Annotated in this window: 9 protein-coding genes and 1 pseudogene; 7 read left to right on the top strand and 3 right to left on the bottom strand. The window is 71.3% G+C overall.

Features of this window, described 5'->3' with window-relative positions; translation table 11 throughout:
• Nucleotides 1–8 precede the first annotated feature (8 nt).
• The 4 genes from ACWDOP_RS17920 to ACWDOP_RS17905 all read left to right on the top strand — a co-directional run bounded on the left by ACWDOP_RS17920 (nt 9) and on the right by ACWDOP_RS17905 (nt 19,101).
• Nucleotides 9–14,807: an amino acid adenylation domain-containing protein gene (locus tag ACWDOP_RS17920; protein ID WP_456345985.1), complete on the top strand. Its 14,799-nt coding sequence runs from the start codon at nt 9–11 to the stop codon at nt 14,805–14,807.
• 398 nt (nt 14,808–15,205) lie between these two features.
• Complete coding sequence (locus tag ACWDOP_RS17915) at nt 15,206–16,648, top strand: molybdopterin-dependent oxidoreductase (RefSeq protein ID WP_456345984.1); 1,443 nt, start codon at nt 15,206–15,208, stop codon at nt 16,646–16,648.
• A 726-nt stretch (nt 16,649–17,374) separates the two neighbouring features.
• Entirely contained in the window at nt 17,375–18,499 is a 1,125-nt protein-coding gene (locus tag ACWDOP_RS17910; protein WP_456345983.1) for a sensor histidine kinase, read from the top strand.
• Complete coding sequence (locus ACWDOP_RS17905) at nt 18,496–19,101, top strand: response regulator (protein ID WP_456345982.1); 606 nt, start codon at nt 18,496–18,498, stop codon at nt 19,099–19,101. Before ACWDOP_RS17910 ends, ACWDOP_RS17905 begins: the two co-directional genes overlap by 4 nt.
• Before the next feature lie 150 nt (nt 19,102–19,251).
• Here the strand turns inward: ACWDOP_RS17905 and ACWDOP_RS17900 are convergent, their stop codons facing one another.
• Nucleotides 19,252–21,237: a TPM domain-containing protein gene (locus tag ACWDOP_RS17900; protein WP_456345981.1), complete on the bottom strand. Its 1,986-nt coding sequence runs from the start codon at nt 21,235–21,237 to the stop codon at nt 19,252–19,254.
• A 63-nt stretch (nt 21,238–21,300) separates the two neighbouring features.
• On the opposite strand from ACWDOP_RS17900, the gene ACWDOP_RS17895 reads away from it, so the two are divergent.
• From ACWDOP_RS17895 to ACWDOP_RS17885, 3 genes are read left to right on the top strand one after another with little or no spacing between them, the layout of a single operon-like run.
• The gene (locus ACWDOP_RS17895) at nt 21,301–21,996 is read left to right on the top strand and encodes an MBL fold metallo-hydrolase (RefSeq protein WP_456345980.1); all 696 of its coding nucleotides are present in this window, start codon (nt 21,301–21,303) and stop codon (nt 21,994–21,996) included.
• 32 nt (nt 21,997–22,028) lie between these two features.
• Entirely contained in the window at nt 22,029–22,700 is a 672-nt protein-coding gene (locus ACWDOP_RS17890; RefSeq protein WP_456345979.1) for a YdcF family protein, read from the top strand.
• A complete protein-coding gene (locus tag ACWDOP_RS17885; RefSeq protein WP_456345978.1) occupies nt 22,700–23,968 on the top strand; it encodes a deoxyguanosinetriphosphate triphosphohydrolase in 1,269 nt (422 codons plus the stop codon). The genes ACWDOP_RS17890 and ACWDOP_RS17885 overlap by 1 nt, the downstream gene beginning before the upstream one ends.
• Nucleotides 23,969–24,136: 168 nt before the next feature.
• Here ACWDOP_RS17885 and ACWDOP_RS17880 read toward each other — a convergent pair.
• A pseudogene (locus ACWDOP_RS17880) lies at nt 24,137–24,604 on the bottom strand (energy-coupling factor ABC transporter ATP-binding protein); the annotation flags it as partial.
• A 41-nt stretch (nt 24,605–24,645) separates the two neighbouring features.
• Nucleotides 24,646–25,194 carry a biotin transporter BioY gene (locus tag ACWDOP_RS17875; RefSeq protein ID WP_454201240.1) on the bottom strand — a complete coding sequence of 183 codons (549 nt, stop codon included), beginning with the start codon at nt 25,192–25,194 and terminating at the stop codon, nt 24,646–24,648.
• Nucleotides 25,195–25,384 lie beyond the last annotated feature (190 nt).

Below are 25,384 nucleotides of genomic sequence, written 5' to 3'. Positions count from 1 at the left end.
GCTGCGATATGACGCGCGAACTCTCGGCGGACCAGACCACCGCCACCGTATTCCCGCTCTCCCCGGCGCAATTGGGTATGTGGTACGCCCAGCGGCTGGATCCCGCCGTGCCGCTGTCGGAGGCGCAGTACATCGAGATGCGCGGGCCGCTGCTGGTCCCGGCGCTGCGCAGGGCCGCGCAGCGGGCCGCGGGTGAATTCGGTTCCGGCGTCCTGCGACTGGTCGAGATCGAGGACCAGCCGCACCAGGTGATCGATCCCGGGCTGGTGCCCGCCGTGGAGTTCCTGGACCTGACGCGGCGGCCGGATCCCGTTGCGGCGGCGCTGGAGTGGATGCGGGCCGACGTCGCCGCGCCGATCGACATGGTCGGTGACCGGGTGGGGCTGTCCACGGTGCTGCGGGTCGGGGTGGACCATCACCTCTGGTACACGCGCGGGCACCACATCCTGATCGACGGGTTCGGGTCGGTGACCATGCTGTATCGGGTCGCCGAGCTGTACAACGCCGAGGTGCGGGGGGAAGTGGCCGCCGAGGGGACGGCGGCGTCGCTGCTCGCGGTGCACGAGTCCGAGATGGCCTATCGGGAGTCGAGCCGGTACGGCAGTGATGCCGAGTACTGGCGGACGGTCACCGCGGGGATGCCCGAGCGGTGCAGTCTGGTGCCGGCGACCGCACCGGCCTGCGCGCTCGCGCGGGAGGCGCGCGCGGAGTTGAGCGCGGCGACGGCGGGCCGGCTGGGGGAGGCGGCGAAGGTGTTCGACACCAGCCCGGCGACCCTGGTGATGGCGGCGGTGGCGCTGTACTACGCCCGGCTCACGGCGACCGAGGACGTGGTGCTGAGCCTGCCGGTGTCCGGGCGGACGACGGCGCTGCTGCGGCGGTCGGGGGGAATGCTGGCCAATGTGGTGCCGCTGCGGGTGCGGGTGCCGCGTGACGGGTGTCTGGGGGACGTGGTCGATGCCGTGCGGGTGGCGGCCTCGGGTGCGCTGCGGCACCAGCGGTTCCGGCACGAGGAGATGCGTTTCGATCACGCGGTGGCGGATGCGGTGGGTGCCGGCGATGCCGTAGGGGCTTCGGACGGCCCGGGGGATTCGGGTTCGGGGGCCTTCGCGGCCGGGGTGCTCGGTACCGGGGAGAGTCGGCGTGCTGGTGGCTCCGATGGGGTGGGGGTCACGGGTGCCGGAGGTCCGAACCCGGTGGGTGGTCGGAGGCCGGTCGAGCCGACGGACGGGCGCGGCGCGGGGCCGGAGTTCGGGCGGGGGATCGTCGGGCCGGTCATCAACATCATGTTGTTTCCGGCGGGGATCGACTTCGCGGGCGTGCGGTCGTCGCTGCACGTGGTGACCTCGGGGCCGATCGAGGACCTGTTCGTCAACTTCTACCAGCACGGGGCGGATGCGCCGATCCACGTGGACTTCGCGGCCAATCCTCGGTTGTACGAAGAGGATTCGCTGGCGCGGCATCATCGACGGTTCCTCGCGCTGCTGGATTCGGTGCTCGGGGCGGGGGCTCGGACGCCGATCTCGGAGCTGGAGTACTGGACGGCGGAGGAGAAACCGCTGCTGGGGGGTGCGCACGGAAGTGCCGCGCCCGCGCCCCGGTTGCTGGCCGAGATTCTGCGAGATGGGTTGCGGCGGGCGGGGTCCGAGCACATCGCGGTGGTCGGCGGGGAGCGACGGCTCACCTATGGAGAGCTGGACGCGCTATCCGATCGGCTCGCGTGGCGACTGGCTGCCGCGGGTGCGGGGCCGGAATCGGCTGTGCTGCTGGCCTTGCCACGTTCGGTCGAGGCGACCGTCGCGCTGTGGGCGGTGGCGAAGACAGGGGCAGCGTTCGTGCCTGTGGGTACAGGATCGCCGAGTGAGCGGGTGGGGCGGATCGCGCTGGAGTGCGGGGCGTCGCTCGGGTTGACCCTGGCGGCGGCCGCGGAACTACCGGCATCGGTGCGATGGCTGGAACTGGACGGGATGGTGCCGGAGCGCGGTGGACGGACCGCGGCGGGCGGGAGTCGGATCGGATCACTCGGGGCCGCCGGGGAATTCGCGGACCACGGTACGAGTGACGTCCCGGCCGGCGAGGCCGACAGTGCGCCTGACCTGCGCGGCGGCTTCCGCCCCGGCCCGAGTGGGAGTGTCGAACCGCTGTTGGTCGCGGCACCCCGATCAGACTCCGGGAGCGGTGAACTCTGGCGTGGGACCGAATTTTCCGCCCGCGCACTCGAGCCCGGTGAGATTCGGGGCCCAACGCGGCCGGAGAATCCCGCGTACATCGTCTTCACCTCCGGGTCCACCGGTGTGCCCAAAGGCGTGGTGGTCACCCACTCGGGTCTCGCGGCCCTGGCGGCGGCGGTCGTGGATTCCTATCGGGTGACGCCGGACTCGCGGGTGCTGCAGTGCCTCAACCCGAGTTTCGACGCGGCCGTCCTGGAGTGGCTCATGGCGTTCGCGTCCGGGGCGACCCTGGTCGTGGCCGAAGCCGATCCGGTGCTCGGGGACGAACTCGCCGCGCTGGTCAGGGATTTCGGCATCACACAGGTGTGTTCCACCCCGGCCGTGCTGGCCACCCTCGACGCCGGTGCGCTGGACGGCGTCCGCGCGGTGTCCTCCGGGGGTGAGCCGACGCCGCCGGACATCGTGGCGCGCTTCGGCATCGGGCGTGAGCTGCTCAACTCGTACGGACCGAGCGAGACCACGGTCGCCGTCACCTACACCCGGGGGCTGGTGCCGGGGGAGCAGGCGGGCATCGGCGATCCGATTCCCGGTGCGAGCCTGCGGGTTCTGGACCGGTGGCTGCGGCCGGTCCCGCTGGGCGCGGTCGGTGAGCTGTACGTGAGCGGGCCCGGTGTCGCGCGCGGCTATGTGGGGCGGGCCGCGCTCACGGCCGAGCGTTTCGTGGCGGGGCCCGGCGGCGTCCGCCTGTATCGCACCGGTGATCTGGTGCGCTGGACCCGGCCCGGCATCCTCGAGTACGTCGGCCGCGGCGACTTCCAGGTCAAGCTGCGCGGGATGCGCGTGGAGCTGGGGGAGGTCGACGCCGCCCTCAATACCCATGCCGCCGTGGAGATCGCGGTGACGGTGGCCCGATCCACGCCCGGCGGCGGCACCGCCCTGGCCGCGTACGTGGTCCCGCACGCCGATGCGACGGTCACCGAGGCGGATCTGCTCGACCACGCCGCCCATCGCCTGCCGCCCTTCATGGTTCCCGCCACGATCACGGTGCTGGGCGCCCTCCCGCTCACCGCCAACGGCAAGATCGACCGCCGCGCCCTCCCGGAACCCGTTGCCACAACGCCCCATTCGCGCCGCGACCCCGCCACCCCCACCGAGCAGACGCTCTGCACACTCTTCGCCGAGATCCTCGGCACCCCCGATGTCGGCCCCGACACGTCCTTCTTTGCCCTCGGCGGCGACTCGATCATGGCCATCACCCTGGTCACCCGTGCCCGGGCCGCCGGCCTGTCCTTCTCCGCCCGCGAGGTCTTCGAACACCGAACTCCCGCGGCCCTGTCCACGATCCTCACCCGAGTGGACGCCCGCCCCACCCGCCTCCCCGAACTCCCCGGCGGCGGCGTCGGCCGCCAGCCCCTGACCCCCGTGGCGACATGGCTCCTGAGCCGCCCCCACCACACCCACTTCGCCCAGTCGATGGCCCTGCGCCTCCCCCCGGGGATAACCCTCCCGTCCCTCACGACCACCCTCGATGCCCTCCTGTCCCGCCACGACCTCCTGCGGGCCCGCCTGGTCCAGACCCCGTCCGGCCCCCGCCTCGACGTACCCCCGCCCGACCACGCGGATGCGAGCGCCTGCCTGATTCGAATCGCTTGGGCCGGAGATGATCCCGACGTGGCCTGCGCTGGCGATGATCAGCACGAGGACGTGGATAGCCTGAGCGTCGAGGCTGTGGAGGCCGGATCGCTCCTTGATCGCGGACCGGGAGTAGAAGACGAACGGTCCGCGGCCATCCGCAGAGAGCACAACGATGATGTTCCTGCCCACGATGCGGCGGGCATGGCCTCAGCAGTGGGAGAGACGACCGACGCGCGGGCCGAGGGGCCGCACGCGTCCACCGACGTGAAGCCCGCCGACGTAGGTGAATCCGGTAGGGGCGGTGCGCGAATCGCGGCATCGCAGTCTTCGCTGGTAGCGACAGAGCTCGAAGTGGCTGTCGGGCGGCTCGACCCGGAGGCCGGGCGGATGGTGGCGTTCACCTGGCTGGATCGCGGGCCCTCGGCGTCCGGGTTGCTGCTGATCGCGGTGCACCATCTGACCTGTGACGCGGTGTCGTGGCGGATCCTGTTGCCGGACCTGATGTCTGCGTGGGCGCAGGTGGCGGCGGGGGAGCGGCCTCGGCTCGACGAGGTCGGCACCTCCATGCGGACCTGGGCGCACGGCTTGGCCGAGCTGGCGGGTGCAGAGGGCAGCCCCATCTCGGCCGAACCAGTGTGGCCTCTGGACGAATTGAGCTACTGGAAGGGCGTACTGGCGCCGGACGCCCTTGTCGGGCGGCGGCGGCTCGACCCCGCCGTCGACACCCACGGGCGGGCGGGGCGATTCTCGGTCGACGTGCCGGGGGACGTGGCCGGGGTGCTGGTGGGGCGGGCCGGGGGCGTCTACCGGTGCGGGGTCGAGGACGTGTTGCTGGCGGGGTTGGCGATGGCGTTCGCGCGGTGGCGGGCGGGGCGCGGGGAAGAGGGCGCGGCGCAGGTCGTCGCGGTGGAGCGGCACGGGCGGGACGAGGAGGTGTTGGCGGGCGCCGATCTGTCGCGGACCGTGGGGTGGTTCACCGCGCAGGTACCGGTCCGACTGGAGGCCGTTGGGGTGGAGCGGGATTCGATTGCGGACGTGGTGAAGTCGGTCAAGGAGCAGCTGCGGGGCATTCCTCGTGGCGGGTTCGGGTTCGGGTTGCTGCGGTACTCGAACGCGGCGACGGGCGCCGAGCTGGTGCGGCTGCCCGAGCCGCAGGTGGGATTCAACTACCTCGGGCAGCTGCCGGACGGTGACGTCGAGGGCGACTGGCTGCCCGATGGGATGGCGGACCGGTTGGGGGGCCACGCCGACGCGGATATGCCGCTGGCGGCGGTGCTCGCGGTGGACGCAGTGATACTGGAATCCGCTCGGGGACAGCGGATTCGAGCGATATGGCAGTTCGCGCCGGACGCCATCGAAGCCGCCGACGTCCGGATGCTGGCGGCGGAGTGGGTTGCGGCCGTCACCGAGATCGCGGAGCTGGTGAACACCCCGGGGGCCGGGGGACTCACGCCGTCGGATCTGAGCCTGCTCACGGCCTCGCGGGCCGACATCGACGGCTGGGAGCGCACCTACGGCCGTCTCGACGACGTGCTGCCGCTGACGCCGCTGCAACGCGGGCTGTTCTTCCGTGCGCAACTGGCCGAGGGCGGCGGCGACGGCTACTCGGTGCAGGCCGTGATCGACGTCGACGCCGATCTGGATCGCGGCCGCCTGGGAGCGGCGGCGCAGGCGCTGGTGCGCCGGCACGACGTGCTGCGAACCGCCTTCGTACAGAACGGCGATCGCGCCGTGCAGGTGATCGCCTCCGACGTTCGGGTTCCATTCGAATACCGCGAGGCATCCGACGCGACCGCTGCCGACCTCGACGCGCTGGCCGCCGCCGAGCTCGGCAGGCCCTTCGCCGTCGACAACCCGCCGCTGATCCGCTTCCTGTGTCTCGCGCTGGGGGAGCGGCGGTTCCGCATCATCATCACCAACCACCACCTGATCCTCGATGGCTGGTCCATGCCGCTGCTGTTCGGCGAACTGGTGGCGCTGTACGAAACCCACGGTGACGACGCCGGATTCGCCCGCCCGTTGCCCTTCCGCGGCTACCTGGAATGGCAGGCCGTGCGTGATTCGATTCGTGCCCGCGCCGAGTGGAGTCGCGCCCTCGCCGGACTGGACGGCCCGACCCTGGTCGCGCCGAACGCTCCGCGCGCCGAATCGGCCACGGCCCCGGTGGCCCACGAGATCCCCCTGTCCCCGGACACCGCGGATCGCCTGCGCGCCACGGCCGCCGCCGCGCAGGTCACCCTGAACACCCTCGTCCAGGTCGCCTGGGCCCTGCTGCTCGCCGAGCGCACCGGTTCGGCCGACATCGTTTTCGGCGCCACGGTCTCCGGCCGCCCACCCGAACTCCCCGGCGCGGACCGCATGATCGGCATGCTGGTCAACACCGTCCCGGTACGCATCACCCTCGATCCGGCCGAATCCCTTGCCGCCCTGCTCACCCGGGTGCAACGCGAACAGGCCGCACTGACCGAACACCAGTTCCTCGGTCTCGACGACATCCACGCCACCGCCGCTCTGGGACCGCTGTTCGACACCGCCACCGTGTTCGAGTCCTACCCGCTGGACGCGGCCGCCCTCACCGCCGCCACCGAGCGGGCGGACCTGCGGGTCACGGGCCTCGAGGCGCACGACGGCACGCACTACCCGCTGTCGCTGGCGACCTACGCCAATCCGCACCTGCGGATGGAGCTGACCCGTTCGACGCGCTATTTCGATGCAAACCAAGGGGATTCGCTCGCGACGGGCATGGCGCGACTGCTGACCGCGCTCACCGCCGACCTCGCGACCCCCGTTCGCGAACTCGGGATTTCCCCGGCGGACGCGACCCCGGCGATACGCCACGGCGGCCCCGCTCGCACGACGACACTGCTCCCGGACTTGCTGACTGCCGCGATGATTCGTGAAGCCACCGCGCTCGAGGGGCCGGCGGTGTCGAGCGGGCTGCGGTGGGAATTCGGCGGTGCGGCACGGATGCCGCAGACAGGCGCGGTGAACTCCTCGGGGCCCGAGCACTATTCGTCGGACACTGTCCGGCTGACATACGGCGAACTGGACGCAGCCTCGAACCGGCTGGCCCGCGAGCTGATCGCCGCCGGCGCGGGGCCGGAGCGGGCGGTGCTGGTCGCCCTGCCCCGTTCGGCCGAGTCGATGATCGCTTTCTGGGCGGTGGCCAAGACCGGTGCCGCCTTCGTCCCCGTCGACGTCGCACAGCCCGCCGCCCGAACGGCCGCGATCGCCGCCGAGTGCGCTGCGGCACTGGGCATTACGGTTTCGACCCCGGCGACGGAGCTGCCGGACACGGTCGCCTGGACGACCGTGGACGACGAGCGGACCTCGGCGCGCGTCGCCGCGCACTCGAGCGCCCCGATCACCGACGCCGACCGCCGCGGCCCACTGCGCTCCGGCCACGCCGCGTACATCGTCTTCACGTCGGGCTCGACCGGCACGCCAAAGGGAGTGGTGGTCACCCATTCCGGTCCCGCGAGCCTGGTGGCCGCGACGGCCGAGCACTGCCGTATCGACCGGGACGCCCGCGTGCTGCACTGCCTGAACCCGGCGTTCGACGCCGCGATTCTGGTGTGGCTCGGCACCTTCGCCGCGGGCGGCACTCTGGTGCTGTCGGCACCCGAGGCCAACGCGGGCGCCGAGCTGGCCGCGGCGATCGACGCGCACGCGGTCTCGCATCTGATCTGCACGCCCACGGTGCTGGCGACCCTGGACGCCGACGCGCTGCCCACCGTCCGCGCGATCATCCTGGGCGGCGAAGCCTGCCCCGGCCCGCTGATCGAGCGCATGTCGCCCGGTCGAATCCTGGTGAACTCCTACGGCCCGGCCGAATCCACCATCGCCGCCGGGTACAGCGCTCCGATGAGCCCGGGCACCGCGGGAGTCATCGACACACCCGTGCCCGGCACGACCCTGCTGCTCCTGGATGCCTGGCTCCGCCCGGTTCCGGACGGTGTGGTCGGCGAGCTGTACATCGCCGGCCCCGGCGTGGCCCGGGCCTACGCCGCCCGCCCGGCCCTGACCGCCGCCCGTTTCGTCGCCGACCCGAACACACCGGGCCGCCGCATGTACCGCACCGGCGACCTCATGCGCTGCACCGCAGCGGGTTTCGAGTACGCGGGCCGGACCGACTTCCAGGTCAAGATCCGCGGCATCCGGGTCGAACCCGGTGAGGTGGACGCCGTTCTCCACACCCACCCGCTGGTGGACTCGACGATCACCGTCGCCCGGCGGAACCGCGCGGGCACCCTGTCCCTGCACACGTACGTCACCCTGATCGCGTCGAATCTCGACGGAATGCGCGAGGACTTCGAGGCAGCAGATGCCGCGCCGGGGGCGAGGGCGGTACACGACCAAGGCTCGGGCGCTTCGGGTTTGAACGAACGGTCCGTGGAACTGCTGGTCTGGGCGGGCGGTCGATTGCCGCGTTACCTGGTGCCCGCGACCATCCAGGTGCTCGCGGAACTGCCTCGGACACGCACGGGCAAGGTGGATCTGCGGGCGCTGCCCGAACCGCTGATTTCGGCGGCCGAATTCGCCGAGCCGGTCGGCCGCGAAACCGTTGTGGCCGAAGTCTTCGCCGACGTTCTCGGGCTCGAGCGCGTCGGCGCGCGGGACGACTTCTTCGCCCTCGGCGGGGATTCCCTCATCGCCACGCGGGTGTCGGCCCGGCTGGCGGCGGCGCTGGGTACGTCGGTCCCGGTGCGGCTGTTGTTCGAAGCGCCGGTGGTCGCGGATCTGGCTCGTCGAATCGGCGCGGACGGCGCGGGACCGCTCGAGCCGGAACTGGTGCCCGCGCAGCGCCCGGACACGGTGCCGCTCTCGCCCGCCCAGCAGCGCATGTGGTTCATCAACCGGTACGACCCGGCGTCTCCGGCCTACAACGTGCCGGTGGCCCTGCGTCTTTCGGGCGACCTCGATGTGGGCGCGCTGCGTGCCGCGCTGCTCGACGTGATCGACCGGCACGAAAGCCTGCGCACCGTGTACCCCGACGTCGACGGTGTCGGCAGCCAGCGCGTCGTCGCGGCCTCGGAGGTTCCGCTGGAATCGGATATTCGGGTGGTGTCGGCGACCGAGCTGTTGGAGGCCGTAAAAGAGGTTGTCACGGCGGGTTTCGATGTTACCGCGGCGGTGCCGGTGCGCCTGCGTCTGTTCCGGATCGAGCCGGCCGCGTCTCCGGTTTCACCTGCCGCATCGACCGACCTCAACACCACCGCAACGGATTCCGCTGGTGTCGCGGATCTGGCTGTCGCGCCAGGTCGGACTCATCGCGCGCATCCGGCTCTCCAACGAAGTCTGGGCAATGCCGCTGGCGTCCTTCGCGGCGCTGACCATGCCGCTGCGACGCTGTCGATCGATGCCGCCGCTGATATCTCCACGGCCGAGCCGCATCCCGGCGGCTCGACGCCCGAGTACGTCGTCGTGCTCGTCGCCCACCACATCGCCACCGACGGCTTCTCCATGGCCGCCCTCACCCGCGACGTGGCCGCCGCGTACGCCGCACGCGCCGCCGGACAGGCCCCGGCCTGGGAGCCGCTCCCGGTGCAGTACGCCGACTACACGCTGTGGCAGCACGCCCGCCTGGGCGACGCGGGCGACGCGGGCTCGCTGCTGGCCCGCCAGCTTGCGTATTGGTCGGACAACCTCGCGGACCTCCCCGATCACCTGGAATTGCCTACGGACAGAGCACGTCCGGCGCACGCCTCCTACCGGGCGGCGGAGTGCACCGCCCGTCTCGACGCCGCCCTGACGGCCGCGATCGACGACCGGGCACGCGCCCACCGGGCCACCCCGTTCATGGTCGTGCACGCGGCCCTCGCGGTACTGCTCGCCCGGCTGAGCGGCAGTGCCGACATCGCGATCGGCACCCCGGTGGCCGGACGCGGCCGGCCCGAACTCGATGACCTGGTCGGCATGTTCGTCAACACCCTGGTGCTGCGCACCGAGATTCGCCCGGACGAGAGCTTCGGCGAGTTGCTCGGCCGCACCCGGGACGCCGATCTGGCCGCCTTCGAGAACGCCGACGTGCCGTTCGAACGCCTGGTGGAGATCCTCGCCCCGGACCGCTCGGCCGCCCGTCACCCCCTGATCCAGATCATGCTGATCTACCAGAACCTGGCCATCCCGCCCCTACATCTAGGGAATCTCACCGTCACGCCCCTCGAATTCCCGCAAACCACCACCAGATTCGACCTGAGCCTGACGGTGACCACCGACGCGGCCGGCACCGACCTCCGCTGCTGCTACGCCACCGATCTGTTCGACGAGTCGACCGTCGCGACACTGCTCACCCGTCTAATCACGTTGCTCACGGCGCTGACCTCGGTACGGACCGGCGACCTCGACTTGCCCACCGACTCGGTGCCGGATATCGCCTCGGTGGCGATCCAGGCTCCCGGAGCGGTCGAGGCTCCTGCAACGGCCCCGGCTCCCGCAGCAGCCTCAGCTCCCACAGTGGCCTCAGCTCCCACAGTGGCCTCAGCTCCCGGATCGGTCGAGGCTCCCGCAGCAGCGCCAGCTCCCGCAGCGCCAGCTCCCGCAGCAGCCGCAGCTTCCGGAGCGGTCGAGGCTCCCGCAGCAGCCTCAGCTCCTGGAGCGGTTGAGGCTCCCGCTGCGCCCCCAGCTCCCGCAGCGGCACCGAGCCTGATCGAAATCACTGACCCCGCAGTGTCAGCCGGCCCCGCACAGCGAGCGGAAGGATCCGCCGTGCCGCGCGCCGCCGCAGCACTGCGGGTCGGCGACGTGGATATCCTCACCCCGGCCGAGTACGCCGCCGCCCGCCGCGCGCCGTCCCCGGCCGCCCCACCCCGCACGCTTGCGCAACTGATCCAGGCCGCCGTCACCACCAACCCGGATGGTGTCGCCGTCGTCTACGACGACCGCCACCTCACCTACCGAGAACTCGACACGCGCGCCGAACGCCTCGCGCGCCGACTACTGGCGGCCGGAGCTGCCCCGGAAATACCGGTGGCGGTGGGCATTCCACGCTCGGTCGAATCGGTCCTCGCTGTCTGGGCGATCACCCGCACCGGCGCGGCCTTCGTCCCGATCGACCCGGCCTACCCACCCGGCCGCATCGCCCGCATCATCGAGGTCTCCGGCGTACGCATCGGCGTGACGGTCCCGGAACAACGAGATCGGCTGGGCGGCAATGTCGACTGGCTGTCCGTCGACGGTAACGGTGAATCGGAGCAGACACCCACGCCGGACCAGCCCCGGTCGGCATGCGTTGCGCGACCGGAGAATCCGGCCTACGTCATCTTCACCTCCGGATCCACCGGCGCCCCCAAGGGCGTCGTGGTCACGCACGCCGGACTGGCCAACCTCGCCGCCGTGCAGCACGAGCGCGACCACATCACCGCCGACGCGCGCGTACTGCACGTGGCCTCGCCGAGTTTCGACGCCTCGATCCAGGAAATGGCCATGGCGCTGAGCGCCGCGTGCCCCCTCGTCATCGCGCCGCCAACGGTTTTCGCCGGACCCGATCTCGGGCGACTGCTCGCACGCCAACGCGTCACCCACATCGCGCTGACACCCTCGGCCCTGGCCACGGTCGACCCGAGCGGGATCGACGAGCTGCGGGTGATCATCAACGGCGGCGAGCCCTGCCCGCCCGAGCTGGTCACCGCCTGGGCCGCACCGGCTCGGCTGCACTTCAACGACTATGGCCCGACCGAGACCACCGTGTGGGCCACCGGCAGCGACGCGCTCCGGCCCGGCGACCCGATCACCATCGGAACCCCCGTCGCGGGCACGGGCGCGCTGGTGCTGGACCAGCGCCTGCGCCCGGTGCCGGACGGGGTGGCCGGCGAACTCTATCTGTTCGGAATCGCGCTGGCCCGAGGCTATTACGGCCGGACCGACCTGACCGCCGCGCGGTTCGTCGCACACCCCTACGCACCGGGCGAGCGCATGTACCGCACCGGCGATCTGGTGCGCCGCCGGGCCGGTCGGCTGGAGTATCTGGGCCGCACCGACACCCAGGTAAAGCTGCGCGGCCTGCGCATCGAACCGGGTGAGATCGAAGCGGCGCTCACGGCGAATCCCGCTGTAGTGCAAGCGGTCGCACAGGTTCGTCCCGAGGGCGGCGGCAGTCTCGTCGGCTACGTGGTCGTGGCCGACGGCGCGACGGTCTCCGCCCGGCAACTGAAGAAGGAGGTGGCGCACAGACTTCCGTCGTACATGGTGCCATCGGCCGTCATGGTGCTCGAGGAATTGCCGCGCACCGCCAATGGCAAGCTCGACCGGGCCGCCCTGCCCGCCCCGCAGGTGTTCCCCGGTGCGCACGAGGCGCCGGCCGGTCCCGTGGAGGAAGCGGTGGCCACGGTGTTCGCCGAGGTTCTCGGCATCGACCGGGTGTGGCGCGCAGACGATTTCTTCGCGCTCGGCGGCAATTCCCTCATCGCGACCCAGGTGGTGGCCCGCCTGGGCGCGGCACTGCGGACGTCCGTCCCGGTCCGGGCCCTGTTCGACGCGCCGACGGTGGCCGAGCTGGCCGTGCTCATCGCCACCGGCGGCGCGCTCGACCGCGTCCGTCCCGGCCCGCGTCCCCGCCCGGAACGCATCCCGCTCTCGGCCGCCCAGCAGCGCATGTGGTTCCTCAATCGCTACGATCCCGGGTCGCCGGTCTACAACATCCCGGGCGCCTTCGATGTGCGTGGGAGCCTGGACATCGCCGCCCTGCGCGCGGCCGTCGACGACGTGACAGCCCGCCACGAGACCCTGCGCACGATCTACCCCGAGGGCCCGGACGGCGTTCCGTACCAGCGCATCCTGCCCGCCACCCCCGGCGGCACCCCGCTGCTCGAAATACACGCCGGCGCAACCGGAATCGAGCGGGCGCTGACCACACAGCTGGCCCGGGGCTTCGATATCACCGTCGAGCCGCCGCTGCGCGTCTGCGTCCTGCACCTGGATGCGAGCCACGCGATCCTGGCGATGGCGGTGCACCACATCGCCGCCGACGGCTGGTCGATGGCCCCGCTGGCCCGGGATGTGTTGAACGCCTATCTCTCCCGCGCGAACGGTGCAGCCCCGGCCTGGTCGCCGTTGCCGCTGCACTACGCCGACTACGCGCTCTGGCAGCACGAGATCCTGGGCTCGGAGCATGACCCGGACGCGCTCGCGCACCGCCAGCTGGAGTTCTGGCGGCAGCGTCTGGCGAATCTCCCGGCCGTCCACGGCATTCCCACCGATCGGCCCCGACCCGAACAGCCCTCCGGCATCGGCGACCGCGTCGAATTCACCATCCCCGCACCGGTTCACGACCGGCTGCAGCTGCTCGCGCGCGTACACGGCGCCAGCCCGTTCATGGTCGTCCACGCCGCGCTGTCGCTGCTGCTCGCGCGGCTGTCCGGCACCACCGATGTCGTGCTCGGCTCGGTCGTCGCGGGGCGCGGTGACGGCGAACTCGACGACCTGGTCGGCATGTTCGTCAACACGGTGGTCCTGCGCACACGGATCGATCCGGCCGCGGGCTTCGCCGCGCTGCTCGACACCGTCCGCCGGGACGACCTGGCCGTGTACGGCAACCTGGACCTGCCCTTCGAACGACTGGTGGAGGCGATCGCCCCCGCGCGCACCGCGGCGCACCATCCGCTGTTCCAGGTCCTGCTGGCGTTCCAGAACGTCCAGACGACCGCGATAGCGCTGCCCGGCTTGGACATTCGGCCGCTGGAAGCGCCCGCGCCCGGTTCGAAGTTCGATCTCGAATGGATGCTGGCCGAGAAGTTCGGCCCGGCAGGCGATCCGGCGGGCATGACGGCGTCGCTGACCTTCGCCACCGACCTGTTCGATCGGGACACCGCGCGGGAACTGGCCGACGGCTTCGCGAACCTGCTCGCGGCGGTGACCGCGAGCCCGGAGCTTGCGGTCGGTGATCTGCCGGTGCCCGGCGCGACCGTTCCGGCCCTCAAAGAGACGGAGACCGTGCCCGGTGCAACTACGCCCGCGGCCGATTCCGAACCGGTGGTCCGCCGGGCCTACCGCGCCCCGCGCACCCCGGCCGAGAACACTGTCACCACCGCGTTCGCGAACGTCCTTGCCGTAGAGCGCGTGGGCGTCGACGACAACTTCTTCGACCTCGGCGGGAACTCCATGGCGGCGGTCCGGCTCATGAGCCTGCTGCGCGATGAGACCGGCCGCGCCGTCCCGCTGCAGTGGATGTTCCTGGACCCGACACCGGCCGCCCTCGCCCGCAGAATGAGCGAGGACGCCGACCATCCCGATGTCGAAGCCTCCCTGCGGGTGCTGCTGCCCATCCGCTCCGGCGGCGCCGGCCCCGCGCTGTTCTGCGTCCATCCCGCCGTCGGATTGGCTTGGTGCTACGGCGGATTGGTGCACCACATCGACCCGGCGCATCCGGTGTACGGCATCCAGTCACCGGGTGCGGCCGCAGACGGCGTCGTCGAGCCGACGATCGTCGAACAGGCCGCGCGCTACGTGCGCGAGCTCCGCCGCGTACAACCCCGGGGTCCGTACCACCTGCTCGGCTACTCGTCGGGCGGTCCGCTCGCCCATGCCATGGCCGTCGAATTGCGCCGTGCCGGAGAGCAGGTGCCGTCGCTGATCATGATGGACGCGCGCGCCGACGCCGGCGTCGGGCGGGAGAGCGAGGCCCCGGCGCTGGGGCTGCTGCTCGAGGAGTTCGCGGGACTCGACATTCCCCCCGAGTTCGCCGGCCTCGACGCCGCCCAGGCCGCCGAACTGCTGGAGAACGCCGGAATCTCCTTCACGGCAACGGAAGTCGAACGCCTCTACGAGGATATGAGAGCGCTGCTGCACCGGCTGTCCGCGCACCGCTCCGAGGTGTTCGACGGCGACCTGCTGTTCTTCACCGCCGCGGGCAATCCCGATCCGGTCCCGAACGTGGCCACCTGGCGGCCCTACGTCAGCGGCGAAATCATCGAGCACACACTCGAGTTCGGCCACAACCAGCTCGTGACCCCGGAGGCCTTCGCTCAGGTCGGCCCGATCGTGAACGCCCACCTGATCCGCTGACCGTGCACCCACGTCGGTGTTCATATCGACCAGACGGGGTCGCCCGCCAAGGAGATCACCCGACGGGCCGCGAGTGCTCGGCAAGGGCCGGAGACCGCCGCGATGTCGATACTTGGGGCGGCTCGGCGTCCGAACTCTCACCACCTCCACGTGTAGCTCGGCGCGGATCATGCCGTCGCGCAGTGAGCGGATTGGCGCCCGGTAGTCGTCGCGCACCGCGTCCGCGGGAGGCCGGGGCGAGGCTGATATCTTGCGGGGCCGCCCTCGTCCGAATGGGGGAGGTCTGGCCCTCTCGCGGGAATTCGTGTGAGATGGGGGAGCCCCCGGACGAATCCTTCTGGGACACAGCCCGGCTGGGGAACGGGGTGAAGCAGTCCGGTTCACGGAAGGTTCGAACGGTGTCGGAGAACGGTAAGCGTCGACTCATCAGCGCGGCGGCGGTAGGGCTGGGCGCGCTCGGCGCGGGAGAACTGGTGGCCGCCGCACGAGGCGGTTCGATGCTCGACGGCGTCGGCCGCCTGCTCGCCGATACCGTCCCGATCGCCGTGGTCGAGGAGATGGTCGCCAAGTCCGGCAAGCACGACAAGGAAGCCACCCGATTCGGGGTCGCGGCCGGGGTCGTCGCCGCGTCCGCCGGCATCGCCGCCGTGCCCGAGCGTTTCCGTTCGACCGCCGCGGCCGCCCTCGGCGCGAGCACCGCAGCCGTCGCCCTGCGCAGCACCGATCGTTCGGTCGCGGGTGCGCTCGGCGGCATCACCGCCGCCGCCGTGCTGCGCGCGGGCCTGCGCCGTCCGCCCGCCGGGTTCGGTCGCGGACTGCTCTGGGCGACCGCCGGAGCCGGGCTTCTCGCCGCCGCCGAAACCCTGGTGCGGCGCACCGACCAGCAGCATCGCGACCGTGTCGCCAAGCTCGGGCCGATGGGGTCGGGCACACCGGTGCCCGACGACGGGCTCAGCAACGAACCGGGACTGTCCCCGCTCATCACCAAGGCGGGCCGGTTCTACGTCGCCGACGTGAACTCCCGCGCGCCGCGCGTTGATCCGGCGCAGTGGCGGCTGGCCATCACCGGCAAGGTCGCGCATCCGCTGCGGCTCTCGCTCGCCGATCTCGCCGATCAGGCCGTCGAGTTCGACGCGGTCATGGTGTGCGTCCACAACACGCCGGGTCAGGGCCGCGCCGGCAATGCCCGCTGGTTCGGCGTGCCGCTCACCACGCTGTTCGACCACGCGGTCCCCGAGTCCGGCGCCACCCGCCTGATCACCCGCGCCGTGGACGGCTACACGATCTCGCTGCCGCTGGACGAACTGCGCAGCGGCGAGCTGCCCGGCTACCTGGTCATCGGCATGAACGGCGAGCCGCTGCCGCCCGAGCACGGTTTTCCGGCCCGCGTCTTCGTGCCCGGCCTGTACGGCCAGTACGCCGGGGCGAAGTACCTGGCCGAGCTGGAGTTCTCCGACGACTCGCACGTCGACTACTGGTGGAAGCGCGGCTGGACCAACGAGCTCCTGCGCGTCACTCCCCAGGCCCGCATCGACGTGACCGCCACCGCCGAGCCCGGCTCCGGCAAGACCACCCTCGCCGGCGTCGCCTGGGCCCCGCCCCAGGGCGTCTCCCTGGTCGAGATCCAGGTCGGCGACACCGACTGGCTCCCCGTCGAACTCGGCTCGGAGATAGCCCCCGCGGCGTGGCGCCGCTGGCGCACGGTGGTCGACCTGCCCCCGGGCACCCACACGATCGCCGCCCGCGTGACCGGCCGCTCCGGCCAGGTCCAGAGCGGTGAGAAGGCCGCCCCGTTCCCGGTGGGCCCCAGCGGGTTCCACACGGTGACGGTGACGGTGTAGCCGAAGGGTTTGCGCCGCGGTACCGGTCGGCTCGCGCGGCCGGTACCGTGCAGCATCCCAGCCTCGCAGCGGCTCAACGGAATTCGCGGGTACCCCTTGCGGCCCGGCCCTGGTGAGTCGTGCCCACCGGGCCGGCTATCCCACGTCCGCGAATTCAGCGGCGACACAGTCGGACTCGGCAAGGCGTCTAGATCAGAGCAGTTGGCGCGTTCGGTGAGCCGGAAGGACCGCGAGCGGGTGGCGGTCGCCGAACGGGAAGGCCGGGCGACGCGGCACTTTCACGCCTGCACGACGCTGCGTGGTGTCCGTCTGTCGTGTGTGGTCTCCCGCTGCTCGCGACCCAACGCGAACCGGGGCGTTGCTCGATCGCCTACATCGCCGCGACAGATCCGGGAACCAGTTGCGTTGGGCCGGGCGACGTGGCACTTACACGCCTTCGCGCCGCTGCGTGGTGTCCGTCTGTCGTGTGCGGTCTCCCGCTGCTCGTGATCCAACGCGAACCCCGCCGGGGGCGTTGTTTGATCGCCTACACCGCTGCGACGGATCCGGAACCCAGTCGCGTTCGGCCGGTGATCAGCCCGGGAGCACGTGACATCTGTCATGGGCGAGTCGTGACGGTCGTGAGCGGCGCCGGCGGCTGGGGTAGGTCAGAGTTGGGGGATGAGCGGTGGTCGGCGGTGGTTCGGGGCGGAGGCTTGGGCTCCCGCTGGGGTAGCGTCGCGCGGTGTGCGGGACAGTGTTGCGACCCGGCGGCGGGTCGGGCTGATCTTCGCCGCCGTGTGGGCGGTGTATCTCGTCGATCCCCTGCGGCGGGCGTGGAGTCTGGACAACCCGCTCGAGCGGGCCTACAGCCTGGGCGTGGTCGTGGCCTTCGGAGTGTGCTTCGTGGGGGCCTACTGGTACCTGCTGCGCGGGTCCGGCGGGCGGGACGTGTGGATCGACCCGCATCCGCGCACGGTGATCCTGCCGCTGGCACTGCTGTGCGGGTTGCTGGCGGCAGCGGCGCTGACGCTGCGGTCGGAAGCGCTCGGGCTCGCGATCTTCGTGGGCACCTTCATCGCGTTCGCCCTGCCGGTGTCGCGAGCGCTGGTGGCGCTGGCCGTGCTGATCGCGGGAACCACGGTGACCCCGCAGCTGCTGGCGGGGGAGCCGCCCGCGTGGGCGACCATGTCCTCCATCGCGATGTCGGCGTTCGCGGTCGGCGGCATCCGCGAGGTCATCCGGCGCAACCAGCAACTGAGCCTCGCCCGGAAACAGTTGACCGAGTTGGCTATTGCCGAGGAACGCTTGCGGGTGGGGCGGGACGTGCACGACATCCTCGGCCACTCGCTGACGGTGATCACCGTGAAAACCGAACTGGCACAGCGACTGCTGGACGTGGACCCGGAGCGAGCCCGCGCCGAGCTGGCCGACGTCGAAAGACTGGCCCGCGAAGCCCTGTCCGGGGTGCGCAGCACGGTCGGCGGCCTGCGGGAGGTCTCCCTGGCCGGCGAGCTCGCCAACGCGCGAACCGCGCTGAGCGCCGCGGAGATCGAGGCGACGCTGCCGGACTCCGACGAGCTGCCCCTGCGGCACAGCGTGGTCTTCGGCTGGGTGCTGCGCGAAGCGGTGACCAACGTCGTGCGGCACAGCGGCGCCCGGCACTGCGTCGTGAGCGTCACCGCCACCTCGATCGAGATCACCGATGACGGTGTGGGTTCCGGCGCGGACCCGCACTTCGGCTCCGGACTGTCGGGCCTGCGCGAGCGGGTGCGGGCCACCGGCGGCACGCTCACCGTCACGAATCGGCCCGAAGGCGGGCTCCGGGTGCTGGCAACGTTCCCGGCCCGTCCGATGAAGGAATTGGAATGATCAAACTCTTGCTGGCCGACGATCAGGCGCTGGTGCGCGGGGCGCTGGCCGCCCTGCTCGGCCTCGAGCCCGATCTGGAAGTGGTGGCCGAGGTCGCGCGCGGCGACGAGGTGCTGGCCGCGGTCGAACGCACCGCACCCGACGTGGTCCTGCTGGACGTGGAAATGCCCGGCCTGGACGGGATCTCGGCCGCCGCCCGGCTGCACGCCGCGCATCCCGGGGTGCGCATCCTCATGGTCACCACGTTCGGCCGCCCCGGCTACCTGCGCCGCGCCATGGACGCGGGCGCCGACGGCTTCGTGGTCAAGGACACCCCCGCCCGCGAGCTCGCCGACGCCGTCCGCCGCGTGCACATGGGCCTGCGCGTGGTCGATCCGGCCCTGGCCACCGAAACCCTCACCGCCGGAACATCACCCCTGACCCCGCGCGAACGCGAGGTTCTCACCGCGGCGGCGGACGGCGCGACCGCCGCCGTGATAGCGAAACAGCTCCACCTGTCCGAAGGCACGGTCCGCAATCACCTGTCTTCTGCGATCGGCAAGACCGGCACCACCACCCGCGCCGAGGCCGTCCGCGCCGCCGAACGCCTCGGCTGGCTCTGAGCACCGGCGCGGTAGGGCACGGCTCGCCCCGGTCAGAAGAAAGGCGCGCTACTGGACGACCTCGCCGAATTCCCTTGCCGTGAGCAGTGTTTCGTGGGAGAGGCTGCCGTCACGGCTATCTCGGCGTCCGAACCGATCACCGTGGGGCAATCAGAAGCGGCCGCCGCGGCTGATGCGCCGCGAACCGTTCGAACCGCCGAAAGAGCCCGGGCCGTAACCGCCCCCACCGCCGCGGCTGCCACCGCCACCGCGGTATCCGGTGCCCATGCCACGCAGCATCCCGTCGATCAGGATCCCGCTCAGCACCGCGCCGGTCTGGGAATTCGAGCTCGGCTGGCGCGACTGCCAGTCGCGCACCGCGGCCTGCGCGGTGTGCAGGGCGCTCGCGCCGAGCTCGGCCGCGCGCTGGGCGGCCTGCAGCGCCCCGGCCGGGTCCGTGGACGAAAGCCGCTGGGCCTGTTCCAGATTGCGCTGGGCCTCGGCCAGCCGGGTCCGGGGCTCGGCGTCCACCCCGCCGCGGCGGGTGCCGATGAAGTCGGCGGCCGCGGTGATCTGACTGCGTGCCGCGGTGAGCGTCTGCTCCAGTCGCCGCGCCAGTTCCTCGGCCGCGAGTTTGCGGTCGGTCGCGGCGGCGATCGCCCGATCCAGGGCGGTATCCGCGGTCACCGCCGCGCGGAAGACGCCGAGCGGATTGGCCCCGCCGTCCCGAGTCGCCTGTTCCAGAGCCGAATTCGCGGTAGCTACGGCCCCGGTCAACTCGGCGCCGCCGTGCTGGGTCAGACCCGTCGCCGTCGCCAGATCGCGCCGCAGTTCCTCGATGATGCCGGGCAGTCCGCCGCGCGCCTGCTCGATATCGGCGGCCGCGGTGTCGACCGCGTCCAGCAGCGCCCGCGCGGTGTCGAGGGCGGATTCGGCCCCGCGGATCGCCGCGACCGCCGCGCCCTGTTCGCCCACCGGCCGCGCCGCCGCCGTCCGCCCGTCGGCGATCCCGCGCTCCGCGAACGCGATTCGCTCCCGCGCCATCGTCACGTTGTCGTGAATGGGCGCGAGCACCGACGCCGGGTGCGCCGCCGTCAATTCCCGCAGCGTCGCCTCGGAATTCGGTGTGCGCGTTGTCAGATCGACTACCGCCCTGGTCAGCGCGTCCAGCCGCTCCCCGGCGTTGATCAGCAGATTGCGCATGGCGTCGAATTCGGTGACCTTGGCGTCGAGTTCGCGATTGGCCCGCCCGCAGCCGCCGATGATATCGACCAGCATGGCGCGCTGCTGATCGGGCGTCTCGGGAATGTCGTCGTCCAACTGCTGGCGGATCGAGAACGCTTTCGCCAGCGCGTTCTGCGCCGCGGTCAGGGCCGCGGTGAACGGCGCGGTCGCGGTCGCCCCGAATTCGTCGGTGGCCAGCCGCAATTCCTCGGCGCTCGTGCGCAACGCGTCATCGGTGTCCACCAGCACCTCCTTCGACCGCGCATCCAGCGTGTCGAGAGGCAACGCGCCGAGTGCCCGCGTGTCGGCCGGATCAATTTTTCGAGCGGCCGCCAACTCCGCCCGGCCCCGGCGGGCCTTGCGCCTGCGGCCGAAGAGCCACAGCGCCAGCACCACCAGCACCACGATCAGCACCAGCACCAGAATCGTCCGCAGACCGACCCCGCCGGAGGAGTTCATGGCATCGGACAGCCCGTTCGCCGCCGCGACCCCGGCCCCCGCCCAATCCCCGGCCCGCAGCTTCGGCTCGACCCGGTCGATGAGCAGGTTGTCCAGATCCTTGTCGCTGACCGAGTCCGGCGCCTGACCGGTGAACGCGTACGCCCGATCGTCCACGGCCACCGAAAGCAGCACGTCCCGATCCCCGAACCCCGAGGCCCGCGCGGTGCGCTCACCCCATTCGGTGGCGTCGAGCCCGTCGAAATCGTGCACGTACACGACCCACAGTCGCTCGTGGTCCTTGCTGTACAGCTCGTCGATCGCGGCCTGCAGTTCGGCGGTCTGCCCGCCGCGCAGCGCACCGGCCTTGTCGGTGACGTAGCCGGGCAGTCGCTCCGGCGGTTCGGCGACGGCCGGGGCCGCACCGCCGCCCAGCACGGCCAGGCTCAGCAGGAATCCGGAGGCGAGCAGGGACAGCTGCTTCGATAGCCGCATGCCACGAATCTATCCGCCGGACCCGGGCCGTGGAGATTCTTCCGTCCACCCGTGTCGTCGACGATGACTACGATCGGTGAGGTGATCACGATCGATTCGCCCTACACGGGTCATGTCACCCCCGGTTCCAACCCGCAACAGCGGTCGGTGCCCGGTGCGCGCATCGTGAAGATGTCGGTCGGCGCCATGGACAACAACGTCTATCTGGTGCAGTGCGCGAACACCGGCGCCACGCTGCTCATCGATGCCGCCAACGAGGCCGAGCGCATCCTCGAACTGCTCGATCAGGAAGCCCCCGCGGGCGTCGAGTTGCTGGTCACCACGCACCAGCATCCCGACCACTGGTGGGCCCTGGCCGATGTGCACGCCAAGTCCGGGATGCCCACCGCCGCCCACGAACTCGACGCCGCCGCGCTACCCGTCCAGCCCGATCGCCTACTCGCCGACGACGACCGCGTCGCGCTCGGCGACCTCGAACTGCGCGCCGTCCACCTCAGCGGGCACACCCCCGGCTCGGTGGCCCTGGCGCTGACCGACGGCGCCGGCCGCACGCACCTGTTCACCGGCGATTCGCTGTTCCCGGGGGGAGTCGGCAAGACCGGCTCGCCCGCGGAGTTCACCGCACTGCTCGACGATGTGGAGTCGAAGCTGTTCGGCCGCTACCCGGACGACACCGTCGTGTATCCCGGGCACGGTGACGACACCACCCTCGGCGCGGAGCGAGACAGCTTGCCCGAGTGGCGGCGACGAGGTTGGTAAAGCTCCGGAATCGCATTCCCGAGCCCACTCCCATGGCGACTCAGCAGGAGGCGGACAAGTCCCGCGGCGGCCGTGCCGGGGGGATTCTGCGCTGGGCGCGGCGCATCACGGTCGGGGCGCTGGTGATGGGCGCGCTGGTGATCGGCGGGACCGCCTTCCGGGTGTGGCAGGTGGCGCGGATCAGCGATCACACCCCGGCCGACGCCATTGTGGTGCTCGGCGCGGCCCAGTACGACGGGGTGCCCTCGACGGTGTTCGAAGCGCGACTGGACCAGGCGTACAAGCTGTTTCGCAAGGGCGTCGCGCCGCTGATCGTCACCGTGGGCGGCAAACAGGTCGGTGACCAATACACCGAGGCGGCCTCGGGCAAGAACTACCTGAAATCGCGTGGGGTGCCGGCGGATCGGATCCTCGCGGTGGAGACCGGCTCGGACACGCTGCAGAGCGTGGAGGCGGTGTCCACGGCGCTGCTGGCGCGCGACAAGTCCTCGGTGGTGCTGGTGAGCGATCCGTGGCACTCGCTGCGCACGCGCACCATGGCCCGCGACGCCGGGCTGTCCGCGTGGACGGCGCCGACCCGCACCGGACCCGCCGTCTACACGCGAGAGTCGCAGGCGCACGGCATAACTCGGGAGACCTTCGCCTTGCTGTGGTATCAGCTGTCGCACTATTCGGCCGACTTCGCGTACACGGCGGACCAGTGATGACCGCGCGCATCGACTACGACCACATCTACACCGACGCCGATCGCGAGCGCCTGGTCCCCGAACGCGATCGCACGGCGGGCCTGAGCTGGTCGCCGACCCCGGCGCGGCGCAGCGAATTCGCCAGGGACAGAGCCCGGGTGCTGCATTCGGCGGCGCTGCGCCGGCTCGCGGACAAGACACAGGTCATGGGCCCGCGCGACGGTGACACCCCGCGCACCCGGCTCACCCATTCGCTGGAGGTCGCCCAGATCGGGCGCAGCATCGCCGACGGGCTCGGCTGCGACCCGGATCTGGTTGATCTGGCCGGGCTGGCGCACGACATCGGGCATCCGCCGTACGGGCACAACGGCGAGAAGGCTCTCGACCAATTCGCCGACGCGCACGGCGGTTTCGAGGGCAACGCCCAGAACCTGCGCATCCTGACCCGCCTGGAACCCAAGGTCTTCGACGCGCGCGGGCAGAGCTACGGCCTCAACCCGACCCGGGCCGCGCTGGACGCGGTCATCAAATATCCCTGGGGCAGAACGGGTCCCGGCACCAAGTTCGGGGCGTACGACGTCGACATGGACAGGCTGAGCTGGGTGCGCGCCGGCGCGCCGGACCGGCGGCAGTGCCTGGAGTCCCAGGTCATGGACTGGGCCGACGACGTGGCGTATTCGGTGCACGACGTCGAGGACGGCGTCATCGTCGGCCGCATCGATCTGCGCTCGCTCGCCGACCCGGTCGAGCAGGCCGCGCTCGCCGAACTCGGTGCGCGCCAGAACAGTTCGCTCACCACCGACGAACTGATCGCGGCCGCCCAGCGACTGTCCGAGCTGCCGGTGGTGATCGCGGCCGCCACCTACGACGGCTCGCTGATCGCCTCGGTCGGGCTCAAACGCATGACCAGCGATCTGGTGGGGCGCTTCGCCACCGCGGCCGTGGAAGCCACCCGCGCGGCCTGGGGCGGACGCCAACTGTGCCGGTACATGGCCGATCTGGAGGTGCCGCGGATCGTGGCGGCCGAGGTCGCGGTGCTCAAGACCATGGCGCTGCGCTACGTGCTTTCCGATCCGATCCACCAGGTGCGTCAGGCGGGCCAGCGCGAGCGGATCCTGATGGTCGCCCACCACCTGCTCGACGCCGCGCCGCGCGGGCTGGATCGGCTGCTGCTGCCGTGGTGGGAGGCGGCCGAGAACGACACCGCGCGGGTGCGGGTGGTCGTCGATCAGATCGCGTCGTACACCGAGAGCCGGTTGGAGCGGGTAGCGGCGGTCATTCCGTAGGGGGGGGCAGTCGTGCATCGCGAGGTAGTGCGCGATGCTCGTGCCCGGCGGCCCGTCCGCCACGACACGCCCCCCGTCGAACACCAGCACCCGATCGAAATCGGTGAGCAGATCCAGATCGTGGGAGATCACCACGACCTGCTGAGGGAGTTCGCGCAGCAGCGTCGTCACCCGGCGTTTGTTGCGCAGGTCCAGCAGCGTCGTCGGCTCGTCGAAGATGACGTACCGGGGCCGGACCGCCAGCACGGCCGCGATCGCCAGCAGCTGCTTCTGCCCGCCGCTGAGCAGATGCGCGGGATGATCGCGGAACTCGGTCAGCCCGTACTCGCCGAGCACCTCGGTAACCCGTTCGGCGATATCGGCTTTGGCGAGCCCGTGGTGCTTGAGCCCGAACGCCAGATCCTCGGCGACGGTCGGCATGACGATCTGCACGTCCGGGTCCTGGAACACGAAGCCGACCAATCGCCGGACCGCTTTGCCCTGCTTACGCGTATCGAGCCCGTCCACGCGGACCCTGCCCGCGCTGGGCACCTGCAGGCCGTTGAGCAGCCGCGCGAACGTCGACTTGCCCGAACCGTTGGAGCCGATGACGGCGATGCGGTCCTCGGTCAGGGTGAGGTCGAGTCCGGTGAGCACCTCGCGCTCGCCGAAACGGTGGGAGACCCCCTCGAGCTCGATCACGCGCGGGCCGGAATCAGCGGATAGGCCCTGCGCACCGCGAGGGCCGCCAGCGAGCCGATGACGGTCTTCACCACGTCGCCGGGCAGGAACGCGACCGAGGTGGTGATGGCCTTGGACAGCGGCAGGTCGGCGGCCACGGCCATCCACGGCACGCCGATGGCGTAGAGCACGACCGCGCCGCCGAGAAAGTTGATCGCGAGGGCGATGGGCAGGTTGTAGTGCTTCCACAGGCGTTCGGTGAGCAGACCGATCACCAGCGCGCCGATGGGGTAGGCGATGATGAATCCGCCGGTCGGGCCCATGACCACCGCGAGCCCGCCGCGACCGCCCGGCAACACCGGCAGACCCGCGAACACGAGCACGTCGAAGAGCAGAATCGCCAGGGCGCCGCGCTTCGCGCCGAGGATCGAGCCGGCCAGAATCACGCCCAGGGTCTGCGAGGTGAACGGCGCGAACGCGCCCGGCAACTGGATGAGCGGGAAGAACCCGAGTACCACCATGATTGCCGCGAACAGCGCTATCTGCGCCAAATCCCTACTACGCACCCGGGGAATCTTAGGGGTGCTAAGGGGTGAGCGGGGTCGCCACGTCTGGTTGGCGGGATCACAGCGAATTCTGGGCATCGGCGATCGGGCGGATCTGCCTGCGGTCGCGGGCGGCGTTCGGCGCGGATTCGCGGGTGCGCCGCCCGGCGGCCGGGCTCGCTGAATTCGTCATGGCCGCGGCGTTCGGCTT

It is taken from the genome of Nocardia sp. NPDC003693 (genome assembly GCF_053981095.1).
This window is presented reverse-complemented; position numbering and strand designations above follow the sequence as displayed.

Bases quoted from the DNA above. Each gene is read 5' to 3' on its own strand.
- ACWDOP_RS17920 (WP_456345985.1), top strand. From the start codon at position 9: ATGACGCGCGAACTCTCGGCGGACCAGACCACCGCCACCGTATTCCCG.
- ACWDOP_RS17905 (WP_456345982.1), top strand. From the start codon at position 18,496: ATGATCAAACTCTTGCTGGCCGACGATCAGGCGCTGGTGCGCGGGGCG.
- ACWDOP_RS17900 (WP_456345981.1), bottom strand. From the start codon at position 21,237: ATGCGGCTATCGAAGCAGCTGTCCCTGCTCGCCTCCGGATTCCTGCTG.
- ACWDOP_RS17895 (WP_456345980.1), top strand. From the start codon at position 21,301: ATGACTACGATCGGTGAGGTGATCACGATCGATTCGCCCTACACGGGT.
- ACWDOP_RS17890 (WP_456345979.1), top strand. From the start codon at position 22,029: ATGGCGACTCAGCAGGAGGCGGACAAGTCCCGCGGCGGCCGTGCCGGG.
- ACWDOP_RS17885 (WP_456345978.1), top strand. From the start codon at position 22,700: ATGACCGCGCGCATCGACTACGACCACATCTACACCGACGCCGATCGC.